We start from the raw sequence: 12,499 nt of genomic DNA on the forward strand, positions 1-12,499 counted from the left end.
GGCGGCAGCGTGTCCGACACGGTTCGTTTTTGGCGGCGCGGTATCTGGCTCAGCTTGCTGGCGATGCTGCTGGCGATGCTGTCGCTGGCGCCGTATTTCACCAGTTCGACCGAACTGGTGCGCCTGCGACACGCGCTGCTGCTGAGCGAAACCGGTGATCGCGGCGATGCTGGCTTCGCGTGGACGCCGGCGAACATTCCGGCCGACTTCATGCTCGAACGTGCGGCGCCGTACCCGGAGTTTACCGACGTCGTCGATCGCCTCGGGCTGGCGGCGATGCCTACGGACTGGCAGCGGGCGGTCGCCATCAGCCGCCATCTGCTCGGCTCAAGCCCGGTATTGTCGGGCGGTGCGATCCAGTCGGACCTGCGCGACACCTACCAGCGGATCGTCAAGCAGGGCCAGGGCTACTGCGGCGATTTCGTCCGTGCCTTCACCGGCCTGGCCATCGCCGCCGGCATTCCCGTACGTGCCTGGGCTTTTTCCTTTGACGGTTTCGGTGGGCATGGCCACATTTGGCCGGAGATCTATAACCGGCAGCTCGGTCGCTGGCAACTGCTGGACGTCTTCAACAACGCCTATCTGGTCGGCGCCGATGGAGTGGCGCTGTCGGCGATCGAAGTTCGCCGGACGATGCTCGAGAATCCGGCTTCGTTGCGTATGCTGCCCTTATATCCCGGTGCGCGACCCGGCTTCGCGATCGAAGAGAAAGGCTGGGACTATTACCGCCGGGGCCTTGGCCAATGGTCGATGCTGTGGGGCAACAACGTCTTCTCCTACGACCAGGCGTCGCTGGTGCGTGCCTTCGGGAGTGTCTCGCGCTCACTCGAACAGTTCGGCGGCATCGTGCAGGGGGTTTACCCTGGCGTCAAAATTCTCGCCGACGAAAGCAATCAGGACCAGGTGGCGGCGATCCAGCGTCTGCGCTGGCATCTTTTCGTTGTCGCCGGGATCATTCTAGCTGCCTTGCTCGGCCTGCTCGTTGCTCTCGCCGGCTGGTGGCAAGCGCGGGCGAACTTGTCGCCTGCGCGGAGGCGCTGACGATGGCCAGTGAAGTGAGCGAAGGCAGTGGAGGCATTGGCGCCAGGGGAGTCGATGAACTCTCTGCGTACCAGGTCGCCGGTCGCCAGGCGTGGCCAGCCGTGTGCATCGTTGGGCCCTTGCCACCGCCATCCGGCGGCATGGCCAATCAATGCGAGCAGCTGCTGCGGCTGTTGGGCGATGAAGGCCTTGCCGTCGAGCTGGTGCGCACCAACCCGCCCTATCGACCGGCATGGGTTGGGCGCGTGCCGCTGTTGCGTGCGCTTTGTCGCCTGCTGCCTTACCTTTGCCATCTTTGGCAGGCGGCAGGACGGGCGCAGGTGCTGCACGTTCTCGCCAACTCCGGCTGGGCCTGGCACCTGTTTGCGGCACCGGCAATAGTGATCGCCCGCCTGCGTCAGACGCCGGTGATCGTCAATTACCGGGGTGGTAATGCCGACGGTTTTTTTGCGAGCGCCCCGAGGTATGTTCTTGGTATGCTCGGCGGAGTGTCGATGCGGGTCACGCCGTCGGGTTTTTTGCGCCGGGTTTTCTCGGTGCACGGGCTGAGTGCGGAAGTTATTCCCAATATCATCGACCTGTCGCGTTTTGCGCCGGCGCCAGCGCGCTCATTTTTTGACGCGCCGCATCTGGTGGTCACCCGCAATCTGGAGCCGATCTACGACATTCCGACTGCGATTCGTGCCTTCGCTGCGATTCGTTCTGATTTTCCGGCTGCGCGACTGACCGTTGCCGGCAGTGGTCCCGAGCTGGCGCGACTGCAGGCGCTGGTCGCCGAGCTAAGCCTGCAGGACGGCGTTTGCTTTTCCGGGCGGATTGAGAACGCGGCGATACCGGCGCTTTACGCAGCAGCCGATTGCCTGCTCAATCCGACGACGGTCGACAATATGCCGATCTCAATCCTCGAGGCTTTCGCCAGCGGCGTACCGGTGGTCAGTACCTGCGCCGGCGGCATTCCGGACCTCGTCGAGCACGGAGTCACTGGTCTACTTGTGCCCGTGGGCGACCATCAGGCGATGGCTCGGGAAGTGCTCCGCGTCCTGCAGGATGCGGCGCTGGCCGCTGGCCTACGGCAGGCAGGGTTGGCCGAGGCGCAGCGCTACGCCTGGCCACAGGTACGCGAAAAGTGGCTTAAGGCTTATTGCCGCGTTGGCGCAGCGAGGGGAGTATCGTGAGTTTCTATACGGCTATGTGTTCGCAGCTCCTGTTTCCGCTGCACGAACGGCTCAAGGGCCATGACTCGGTTGCTTGGCGTGCGCGCCTGGAGGAAAGTCAGTGGTGGTCCGCCGCGCAACTCGCCGACTACCGGGTCGAGCGCTTGCGCGACTTCCTGGTCGATATCGGCCAGCACGTTCCCTATTATCGAGATCTGTTCAGCCGTCTTGGCTTCGTTGCGGAGTCTGTCAATTCCCTGGACGCGCTGCTCGCGCTGCCGCTGCTCGACAAGCCCGATATCCGGGCCAACGTCGAACGCCTCAAGGCCGACGGTCATGGTCCGCTGATGCGCTACAACACCGGCGGATCGTCGGGCGAGCCGCTGATTTTCTACATGGGCAAAGCGCGCAAGAGCCACGACGTGGCAGCCAAGTGGCGCGCCACCCGCTGGTGGGACGTCGACATCGGTGACCGCGAACTGGTGGTCTGGGGCAGCCCGGTCGAGCTCGGCGCGCAGGACCGTATCCGCCGCCTGCGCGACGGGCTGCTGCGCAGCCATTTGCTGCCCGCCTTCGAAATGTCTTTGGCCAACCTCGACCGTTTCGTGGACACCATTCGTGCGACGCGTCCGGCGATACTTTTCGGTTACCCCTCGAGTCTTTCGCTGATTGCGCTGCACGCGCGCCAGAAGAATATCGAGATGAGCCGCTTGGGAATCAAGGTCGCTTTCGTCACCTCCGAAAAGCTCTATGACGAACAGCGGGCGGTGATCAGCGAGGTCTTCGGCTGCCCGGTGGCCAACGGCTACGGAGCCCGCGACGCCGGCTTCATTGCGCACGAGTGCCCGTCGGGCAGTCTGCACATCAGCGCCGAGGACCTGGTCGTCGAAACGCTACGTCCGGACGGCACGCCGACCAGCGTTGGTGAAGCCGGCGAGATCGTCGTCACGCACCTGGCGACGGCCGAATTCCCGTTTGTCCGCTACCGCACCGGCGACGTCGGCGTTCTCGCCAGCAAGAGCTGTGCTTGCGGTCGCGGTTTGCCGGTGCTCGAAGAAATCAGCGGCCGCTCTACCGACTTCGTCGTCGCCCATGACGGTACGGTGATGCACGGCCTGGCGCTGATCTACACGGTGCGCGATCTGCCAGGGGTGGAGCGCTTCAAGATCGAGCAGCTATCGATCGACCAGACCGTCGTGCAACTGGTAACCGGGCCAGCCTTCGATCGCCAGGCCGAGGAACGCATCGTCAGGGATTTCAAGGCCAGGCTGGGGCAGGCGGTCGATATTCGCGTTATTCAGGTCGCCGACATCGCCAACGAGTCCTCGGGCAAGTTCCGCTACGTCGTCAGTCACGTCAAGCCCTATGTGGGGGGTCGGACAGAGACACATGCGTGATTTGTTGATACTCGGAATCGTTCTCGGTTCCCTGCCGTTTGCGCTGCGCCATACCTGGATGGCGGTAATCTTGTGGACCTGGGTCAGCATCATGAACCCCCACAAGCTGGCATTCGGTTTTATACACGATGCCCCAATAGCCGCGGTAGCGGCAGGTGCAGCGCTTCTATCGCTTGTAATCACCCGCGACAAGCTGCGCATGCCATGGAGCCCTCCCGTTGTTGTTCTGTTGTTGTGGGTGTTTTGGATGTGTTTGACTACGGCTTTTGCAATTGATCCGGCAGGTTCTTCCACCCAGCTTAACAAGGTTCTGAAAATCCAGCTAATGACCGCCGTTGCCTTGATGGCCTTGCACGAGCGCAAACATATCCAGGTATTCCTCTGGGTCAACGTTTTGTCGATCGCTTACTTTGGCGTCAAGGGCGGAATATTCACTATCTTGCATGGCGGCGAGTCAAAAGTCTGGGGGCCGCCTGGTGGTTTCATTGAGGAAAACAATTCACTGGCTGTTGCCACCATCATCATTATTCCTCTGTTTTACTACTTGCGGACGCTCTCCACTCGTGTTTGGCAACGTTTTGCTTTGCTGGTCATGATGCTGCTCTGTGCATTCTCCGCGTTGGGGTCGCAATCCAGAGGGGCTCTGGTGGCGGTTTCGGCGATGAGTTTGGTACTGTGGTACCGCTCCCAGCGAAAAGTGGTCGTTGGTATAGGCCTCATCGTTGTCGCCGCTTCCTTGCTTGCTTTCATGCCGTCATCGTGGGAGCATCGCATGGGGACGATACAGACCTACGAAGAGGATCAGTCCGCAATGGGACGCATACATGCATGGCAGACCGCGATTAACATCGCCAATCACCGACCATTTGGCGGCGGCTTTGATATCTATAATTGGACGATTCACGCGATGTATTCGCCGCCGGAAGCCTTGCTGCCTCGCGCCGCGCACAGTATTTACTTTTCGGTGCTCGGGGAGCACGGGTACGTTGGCCTGTTTCTATACCTGCTGATGTGGTGGCTAGTATTTCGTTTGGCCGGAAAAATGCGCAAAGAGACCAAGAACATCGCCGAGCTCGCGTGGGTCTATGAACTGGTCGGGATGTGTCAGGTTTCCTTGGTAGGATTTGCGGTCGGAGGCGCTTTCTTGAGCCTTGCCTATTTTGACTTGCCGTTCAATATCCTGGTGATTGTCGTCGTCACCAGGCGTTGGCTGAATGAGGGTGGCTGGAAACGCGAAACGGCTGTTGTGCCAGGCTCTGGCGATGGTTTCAGTTCATCTGCGGTAACGGATGCGACAACTCTTAGGGCGCCCTAATGATAGCCAAGACTTTAGTGAGGGTCGTGTCACCCGGCGGGCAGCACGGTAGGCTGTCGATTCTAATTTTTCATCGGGTTCTTGCGCGACAGGATCCGGTTCTCACGTGGGATCTCGATGCGCTTGGCTTCGAACGGACCGTTAGTTGGCTGAAGGAGTGGTTTAACGTGTTGCCGCTTGACCAGGCTATTTCTCGTCTAAATGACAATTCGTTGCCGCCGCGCGCCGCGGCGATTACCTTCGATGACGGTTATGCTGACAATTTTACGGTGGCTATGCCGATTCTCAGGGCCAGCAGTCTGACAGCGACTTTTTTTATCGCGACGGGTTATCTGAATGGCGGGCGGATGTGGAACGACACGATTGTCGAGGCAGTACGCCACTGCAAAAAGGCAAAGCTGGATCTTTCGAAAGAGGACCTTGGGGTGTATGAATTGGGTTCTGTAGGCGCCATCCGGCAAGCCATACATGGCATTCTCGGAGACGTAAAGTATCGAGACCGCCTTGAGCGTCAAAAAGCAGCTGATTATGTGGCAGAAGTGACTGGCGCCAAGTTGCCGTCAGACTTGATGCTGACCACGGAGCAAGTGAGGGAGATGCGTCGGGCGGGCATGTCGATCGGCGCGCATACTGTCTCACACCCAATTCTTGCAAGGCTGGATCCGGCGGAAGCAAAGGCAGAGGTCGCCGAGAGCAAGCAATTTCTCGAATCCTTGCTGCAGGAGCGTGTCGCCATTTTTGCCTACCCGAATGGGAAACCGAATGTGGACTATCGGGCTGCAGACGCCGAAATGATTCGCAGCTTGGGCTTTGACGCCGCGCTGACGACTGCCTGGGGCGTGGCAGATGCGGCAAGCGACCTGATGCAACTGCCGCGGTTCACTCCGTGGGATCGAACGCGATTGCGTTTTGGGGCAAGACTTGTCCAGAACTTGCTGAAAAATCCAGCATTGCGATCTGCGCAGCTTGCCGATTAGGGACTCGCGGATTTGGTTGCCAGGTTTCCTCACGGCAGAATTCGTTCATTGCCCCTGCGCGTGCTCCCGCCGAAGCCGGTCGTTTTTTTTCCAGCTTGACTTTTAACGCAAGAAGCAGTTGACGCGACGCAGCGCGTAAGGGGATGCAACAGTTCATGTCATGGCTGGAATTCGTGGCGGCGGTCTAGGCGCATCAGCCCCCTTGTCAGGGTTCTCGGTGCTTGTCGCGCCCCAGCAGCTTCAGCAGCGCGCTAGCGCTGCGGCGATCGAAGTACCACAGCAGCAGCAATTGGCACAGAGCGCCGACCAAGCAGCTGCCGATCAGCCCTGGCACGGTCAGAGCGGTTGGTCCGAGCGCACGTGCCGTCAGTGTCACTACTGCAACCATCGTAGCGCTGCACAGCAACGGTGGCGCCAAGGCCTTCAAGACCGCTTGTAGTCCGAAACCGAGTACGCCTCGTGCGCGCCGCATGTTCACCGCCAGCAGCAGCGGCAGGCCGACCAGCCAGGCGGCGGCCAAGCCCTCTGCACCCTGCAGCGAACCGATCGCAAACAAGGGCGGCAGCAGGACGGCGCCGGTGAGAGTGTTTCGCAGATCCAGCCCGGCGTGTCCCAGCCCTTGCAGAGCGGTGGCCAGCAAGGTACTGACCAGCCGCAAGGGCAAAGCGACACAGACGATCTGCAGAGGCAGCACTGCGCCGTTCCAGGCGGGGCCGATGAGCACCGGGATCACCCAGGGCGCCACGGCCGCCAACCCCCACAGTAGCGGCACCACGACGTGGCCGATCATGCGTAAGGAGCCGAGCAGGTGCGACAGCACGTCACCTTTATTCCGGTTAACGTCGGCTATAGCGGGGAAGGCTACGGTATTGAGCACCCCCATTAGCTTGCCCATCGGCATCATCGCCAGATGCATGGCGATAGAGTACACGCCGAGCTCAGACTTTGCCAGCACGCGCCCGGCGATGAGCACGTCGGATTGCCCCAGCACGTAGCTGGCCATGCGTGAGACGGTGATCTTAAGTCCATAACTCAGTAGCCGCCTGGCGACACTGATCTTGAAGCTCGGTGCGATCCAGATTCGTGCCATGGCAAACACCATAGTGGCTCGCATGGCAGCGCCCGCTACGGGTCCGATGATCAACGACCAGACGCCGGCCCCACTCGCTGCCAGCGAGACCGTGACCAGCGTTGCCATCATGCTGGTGCAGAACTCGACCACGGAGATGCGTGCGAATGCCATATCGCGCCGCAGGTAGGCGTCTGGCAGCGTCGCAAGCGAGCTCAGGACGAGCGTCAACATCGCGACCTGGATCATCGGAACGGCCTCGGGCGCTCGGTAGAAACTACCCAACAGGGGCGCCGCCAGGGCGACGACTCCCGCACAAAGCGAAGAGAAGAGTAGCGACGCACCGAAGACACTGCGCACCTCGTCGCGGCTCAACGTAGCCGCCTGGACGATCGCCGCACCAAAGCCGAATTCGGCGATCAGCGACGCCAGCATCAGCACTGCGGAACAGATCGCTGCCAGCCCATAGTCGGTCGGCGCCAACAAGCGCATGACGTAAATGGTACCCACCCATGACACGATCTGGGCGGCGATACGAGCGGCCCCCAGCAGGCGGATACCCCTGGCGAACTTGGCTTGAATGGTCATCGACGATCGCTTCGGGGCGACAGTGGACGCGAACACAAAAGCGCTGCAGGGAAGTGTGCGCAAGTGCAGACAGGTGGGAGAGTGGCCAGGAACTGTCGGCGTTGGCCAGTGGCGGACCGTCGTTCTTGCCGGGGAATGGTACACACCATCTCATGGAAGACGGCTTTCTGGCCCGGACCCGGGCGCGTGTCATTGGTTCTCACTTGGCTGAATTGGCTGTCGAAACATCGTCCGCTGGCGGATGCTCCGCGAGCGGCGCTGCCGCCTCGGTTGAACGACCGCCAAGTAAGCGATACTGTTCGCGGAGCACCTTGGCGTTTGGACTGTACTTGAGGCCGGCGTTGACGATACGCTTCGCTTCAGCTCTCTTCCCGCTTTGCATCAGGAACTCAGCCCAGCTGCTATACGCTGGCCAGTAATCGGGCTTCAGTGCTCTGGCTTGAGCAAACGATTTGCTGGCGTCGTTAGGTCTGGAACGAAGCAGGTACACCTCGCCGTTGCGAGTGAGCATTTCTGGAAGCAGAACAAAGTTTTTCGCTACACGTCTGATGCTGTACTCAAAATCACTCGTGCTGGCGCCCAGGAGATACTGTGCTTGTTCTCGGGAAGTGCTGCTGCGCCTGGCGCGCTGCAACTCTATGAGCCCCCAACAATAATGGTGAATATGCTTGAAGGATTCTTGACCTAAGCGTGCCTCCCACAATTTCGCTTCTGGGGCGCTATTCCCTGGGAAACTTTTGGAATAGGCGCAATAACGCGGGAGCAGAGCGGTCTCCGCATCGGTAATCGTGGACAGGTCGAGGGCTGCACCGATGTTTGGTATTGCAATTAGCGTTGACGCAATCACCAGACGCGTCAGGGTGACGAAGTTGACGCCGCTTCTTGTTACCATGTGCTTGCACATATCGATGATTTCCCTAGTTCTTGTTGGTCGGTGATCGCAGGCACTCTTGAAGGCAATCCCGGCGTAGGTCGTTTCGTGTGGAACGGGCCCCGGCGAGCCGGATGCGCATTCCGATCCCTTCCGCCGCGGCTCGCCCCTTCTTGAGCACGCTCTCAACGCCCGAAAGACCACTGTTTCGGGTTGCCGGCCATCTCGGCAGGAAGAGGCGAGCGGCGTCAGCACCCATTCGTCTGAAGTTCCTGCAACAGGGTAGCGTCCGCACGCAGTCATCCTTCCGCCGACGGGATGTCGTGGTGTCTTCCGGGAGGTGCGGTCGAGGTGGGGGCATGGGTCTGACGCTTTCGGGGTTTCTCATCCGATTCCGCGCACTTCCTGTTCTGCTTGTCACGCTGGGCATGATTGGCTGAAGGCTGGTAGTGGTCAGGAGAGTGAATGTGGTGCAGCAGGCGTAAGTTGGTGGAGGAGGTTGGCAAGTTCAGCAGTGCGCGACTGGCGCGAGCTCTTGGCCGCCAACTCTCGCGCCACCCCACTTCTGTCGCCATCGCGTAGACGCCCAAGGAGTTTGAGCAGACTCGTGGCAATATCTTCCGTGCTGGCCATATCAGAAATGTCGTTCACGCCCGCTTGCCGTAGCTTGGTCGCGGTGATCCCGTGCAGACCTACGAGGGCAAAGATAGGCTTGCCGGCACGAAAGTATTCGTAGATCTTGGCGGGTATCTGATGGTCGCAGGTGCTCCCCTGAAACAGCAGCAAGGCATCGGCGCGGAGCATCTCTTGCAGTGCGTCTCGATAGCCAATGATGGGCTCGAGGTGAACGATGTCGTCGATGTCCAGTTCTTTGAGCATCGGCCGATAGCGATCGTCGGTGCCGGTTGCTCGAAGGATTATTCGCAATCCCTTGCTATCGATATGGCCAGCGTCCTTCAGCTTACGCACGGCAGCAAAGAAGGGGCGCGGATCTCGCTCAATCGGGTAGAGCAAGCCGCTGTGGACGAGGGTGAGTTGGCCGAACGATCCCAGGGGGGCCGCGTCAATACCCATTTCAGCATCGCTGAAGTTGCCTTCATCGAAGCCGTTCTCGATGACCTCCCAGCGCGCTTGCGGGTATTCTGGATAGCGGTCGGCATATATTTGCCGTGTACGCTCTGTCGTAAAGACAGCTCGTGTGCAATGTCGAACGATTCCTTGCTCCAGCTTGCGGTGGACTTTCCAGGTCAATGGGTCGCTCGGATAGCCGGGTTCGGTCATCGAATCGCGGAAGTCGGCGACCCACGGCAGGCCGCTTTTTTTTGCCAGGCTAAGTCCAATACGGTGTGCTGTCGCAATCGGAAAGGTGGACATTATGGCCGCTGGTTGGTAGCGCTTGATCATGCGCATGCCCGTCCACACGGCTCCTGGCCACCAGCTTATCCAGCGGTCCGGTTGAGCCATCCAGCGGAAGTATTTGCCGGCGATGGCCAGATGGCGAGAGGTGTTCAGCCCGAAAGCGCGTTCAACGACTACATCATCGGGAATTTCGCGCATTTGGTCAGGGCTGGTGGCTTCGTAGGCGGCCGGTGAAATCGTCAGGACCAGTGGATCCCAGCCATATTCCCGAAGGTAGGTACAGAACTTCAAGGTGCGTTGAATGCCGCTACTGCCCTTGCAAGGTGGGAAGTGGTAGGCAATTATCAAGATGCGCTTGTTCTTGGGGGTGTTGGTCATCGTTCCAGTGGCGTGCTTCAGGGCGCGCTAAAAATTCCGCACCCGTGGGGTCGCGGCGATCAAATTCATGGACTTCCTGGAGCTTGATTCTGCCTTCCAGCGCTTCGGCCCGGTGGGGCTCTGCGCCCATTCTGAACCTAAGCCATCTTGGTGTTTGGCCGAATCACGGACCGTGCCGAATTGCCCGAAAGGTGCTCTGGAAGATGGATTCTCGCTGGACTCCTGCTCCGCGTCAGCACCTCTTGAGCGCGAACAATGCCATCTCGGAGTTTGGCAAATGTCTTGGGCGCGATGAGGCCAGGGAGTTCCGCAATTCTAAAGAAGAAACGCTGTGGCGACTGTGAAATAATTCGCCGTACGCGAGAAAAGTAAGGTCATCACACGGCCGTTGACCTCGTCAATGCGGCGGGCTTTTGATTCTGCAGCGAGCCGTCATTCATGCCGCTCGACAGCGATGCGCTAGCCGGTGCCGGTGAACCGACGCCGGCTAGCGCGAGCGGTGCAGCCAGGCAGAGGTAGTTATCCCGGCTTCGATTCACGCGCTTTTTCTGCCCTGCAACCATTGTTCGAGCGTCATCAGGATCCACACCATCTCGCCGTAATAACCGGGGTGCGTCGGGAGGTGCTCGGTGAGCAGCGTGTGGATGAAGTCGGCCTGGACGATACCTCGTTTCGCCAGGCTATGCAGCGAATCCTCGGCGAGTTTCATGAGCGCCGGATTTCGTGTCGCCCAGACGCCGAACGGCAGTCCGAAGCCTTTTTTCGACTTGCTGATGATCTTGTCAGGCAGGTAACCGCGCAGCGCTTCCTTGAAGAACCAGCGTAGTTTGAAGCGGCGCAGCTTCCAATTGGCGGGCAAGTTCATCGAAAAGTCGGTCAAGCGGTCGGAAAGCAGGGGGTAGCCGACCGCGAGGCCAGCCATTTCGGTGGCGCCGCGTACTTTCGGAAGGTCGCTATCGGCGAGCGTATAGCGCCAATCGTAGGCCAGCATACGATTGATCAGGCTGCGTGCCTTGCACTCGCTCCATGTCGTCTGCATGTGCTTTGACGGTTCATGCAGGTCGACCTGCGCCAGGAAGTCGGCGGTGAGTACCTTTGCTGGATCCAGTTGCATGATCAGGTTGAAGCTCTGCAGTCGGTCTGGCATCGGTATCCGCGAGTGACGGACGTAACCGGTCGCCTGCTTGAGGCCGGGGATCCGTCGCAGAAGGCTGCCATCTTCGCACAGTGGTTCGATGCGGCGTCGCAGGCTTTCCGGTACGGCTTGGTAGAACTCGAACAGGCGCTGCATCGCGTAGCGCGAATTGCCGCCGAACAGCTCGTCGCCACCATCGCCAGCGAGAATCTTGCTGCAGCCGTCGGCTTGCGCCATCCTGGCGCAGTAGTAGGCGGGTAGCGCTGACGAGTTGCCGAAGGGTTGATCGTGATATTGGGCGACGGCCGGGATGCTGGCTACCAGGTCAGCTGGCGTCACGTAGTACTCGTGGTGCTGGCATCCGAAATGCTTCGCCGCCAGGCGAGCATACTCCATTTCGTCATAGCCCTCGGCGGCGAAGCCGATCGAGTACACCGGCGCGGCCTGGCCGGTGACCTCGCCAAGCATGCCGGCCACCGTCGAGCTGTCGGTGCCGCCCGACAGGAAAGCGCCGACGGGTTGTTGGCCGGCGACCTCGTCGATCACGCTGTCGCGAATCAGCTTGCGGAAGACGTCGCGAGTCGCCGCAAACGGTTGGCGGTGGTTTTCGTCGAAGCGCAGAGGCCAGTGGCGTATCTCGTGCGCGCCTTGCCGGTCGACCAGCAGGGCGTGCGCCGCCGGCAGTCGGCGCACGTGCTTGAAGATCGTTCGTGGCGCCGGGATCATGTGGAAGTAAAGGTAGTTGAAGATCGCCTGCTGATCGAGCTCGTCGCCGCCGCCCTGAACGCGGTCGGCACGGTCGGCGAAGGCCAGCGTTTTGTCATCGACGCGATAGCACAGGGTCTGGATCGCGAAGCGGTCGACAACCAGAAAGACGCACTCGCGTAGCGTATCGACTATGGCTACGGCGTAGGATCCGCGGATCCGTGAAGCCACCTCGACGCCGCTCGCGTGCCAGCCCTTGAGGAGCTCAGCAGCCATGCCGGACGGTGGTGCCGCGCTGGCGTTCCCGAAAGCGGGAGAGCCGATCACTGCACACACGGCATCGCCGTCGTGCGCCACATCGTCGCCGCGAAGGGCTAGTGACTTGATCAGAATCCGGGCAGCGCCAGGTTCGAACAGGCTAGCCAGGTCAATCTGGCCAGAAAATTTGTCTATCATGAGATGTCAGCCAGCAGCGGTTGGTTGGATGGCGGCTTCGTCGGGGCGGCGGGT

At 60.3% G+C, this 12,499-nt stretch carries 9 protein-coding genes; 5 read left to right on the forward strand and 4 right to left on the reverse strand.

Annotated elements, in window-relative coordinates:
• The first annotated feature begins 9 nt into the window (after nt 1-9).
• From QZ656_RS16695 to QZ656_RS16715, 5 genes are read left to right on the forward strand one after another with little or no spacing between them, the layout of a single operon-like run.
• On the forward strand, nt 10-1,041 hold the full coding sequence (locus QZ656_RS16695; protein ID WP_291994451.1) for a transglutaminase-like domain-containing protein: 1,032 nt from the start codon (nt 10-12) through the stop codon (nt 1,039-1,041).
• Between the two features lie 2 nt (nt 1,042-1,043).
• Entirely contained in the window at nt 1,044-2,216 is a 1,173-nt protein-coding gene (locus QZ656_RS16700; RefSeq protein ID WP_366522183.1) for a glycosyltransferase family 4 protein, read from the forward strand.
• Nucleotides 2,213-3,592 (forward strand): phenylacetate--CoA ligase family protein, encoded by a 1,380-nt coding sequence (locus tag QZ656_RS16705; RefSeq protein ID WP_291994452.1) that lies wholly within the window; start codon nt 2,213-2,215, stop codon nt 3,590-3,592. Before QZ656_RS16700 ends, QZ656_RS16705 begins: the two co-directional genes overlap by 4 nt.
• Complete coding sequence (locus QZ656_RS16710) at nt 3,585-4,907, forward strand: putative O-glycosylation ligase, exosortase A system-associated (RefSeq protein WP_291994453.1); 1,323 nt, start codon at nt 3,585-3,587, stop codon at nt 4,905-4,907. The genes QZ656_RS16705 and QZ656_RS16710 overlap by 8 nt, the downstream gene beginning before the upstream one ends.
• The gene (locus QZ656_RS16715) at nt 4,907-5,884 is read left to right on the forward strand and encodes a polysaccharide deacetylase family protein (protein WP_291994454.1); all 978 of its coding nucleotides are present in this window, start codon (nt 4,907-4,909) and stop codon (nt 5,882-5,884) included. The genes QZ656_RS16710 and QZ656_RS16715 overlap by 1 nt, the downstream gene beginning before the upstream one ends.
• 205 nt (nt 5,885-6,089) lie before the next feature.
• On the opposite strand, the gene QZ656_RS16720 is transcribed toward QZ656_RS16715, so the two are convergent.
• The 4 genes from QZ656_RS16720 to QZ656_RS16735 all read right to left on the reverse strand — a co-directional run bounded on the left by QZ656_RS16720 (nt 6,090) and on the right by QZ656_RS16735 (nt 12,445).
• Complete coding sequence (locus QZ656_RS16720) at nt 6,090-7,541, reverse strand: lipopolysaccharide biosynthesis protein (RefSeq protein WP_291994455.1); 1,452 nt, start codon at nt 7,539-7,541, stop codon at nt 6,090-6,092.
• A 199-nt stretch (nt 7,542-7,740) separates the two neighbouring features.
• Nucleotides 7,741-8,445 carry a hypothetical protein gene (locus tag QZ656_RS16725; RefSeq protein ID WP_291994456.1) on the reverse strand — a complete coding sequence of 235 codons (705 nt, stop codon included), beginning with the start codon at nt 8,443-8,445 and terminating at the stop codon, nt 7,741-7,743.
• Nucleotides 8,446-8,865: 420 nt separating this feature from the next.
• Complete coding sequence (locus QZ656_RS16730; RefSeq protein ID WP_291994457.1) at nt 8,866-10,149, reverse strand: glycosyltransferase; 1,284 nt, start codon at nt 10,147-10,149, stop codon at nt 8,866-8,868.
• Between the two features lie 535 nt (nt 10,150-10,684).
• Nucleotides 10,685-12,445, reverse strand: a complete 1,761-nt coding sequence (locus tag QZ656_RS16735; RefSeq protein WP_291994458.1) for an asparagine synthase C-terminal domain-containing protein — start codon at nt 12,443-12,445, stop codon at nt 10,685-10,687.
• Between the last annotated feature and the right edge of the window lie 54 nt (nt 12,446-12,499).

Origin of the sequence: Candidatus Accumulibacter sp. ACC003, assembly GCF_907163085.1 — a bacterium.
Lineage (GTDB): Bacteria > Pseudomonadota > Gammaproteobacteria > Burkholderiales > Rhodocyclaceae > Accumulibacter.

Bases quoted from the DNA above. Each gene is read 5' to 3' on its own strand.
- QZ656_RS16725 (WP_291994456.1), bottom strand. From the start codon at position 8,445: ATGTGCAAGCACATGGTAACAAGAAGCGGCGTCAACTTCGTCACCCTG.
- QZ656_RS16730 (WP_291994457.1), bottom strand. From the start codon at position 10,149: ATGACCAACACCCCCAAGAACAAGCGCATCTTGATAATTGCCTACCAC.
- QZ656_RS16735 (WP_291994458.1), bottom strand. From the start codon at position 12,445: ATGATAGACAAATTTTCTGGCCAGATTGACCTGGCTAGCCTGTTCGAA.
- QZ656_RS16720 (WP_291994455.1), bottom strand. From the start codon at position 7,541: ATGACCATTCAAGCCAAGTTCGCCAGGGGTATCCGCCTGCTGGGGGCC.
- QZ656_RS16700 (WP_366522183.1), top strand. From the start codon at position 1,044: ATGGCCAGTGAAGTGAGCGAAGGCAGTGGAGGCATTGGCGCCAGGGGA.
- QZ656_RS16710 (WP_291994453.1), top strand. From the start codon at position 3,585: ATGCGTGATTTGTTGATACTCGGAATCGTTCTCGGTTCCCTGCCGTTT.
- QZ656_RS16715 (WP_291994454.1), top strand. From the start codon at position 4,907: ATGATAGCCAAGACTTTAGTGAGGGTCGTGTCACCCGGCGGGCAGCAC.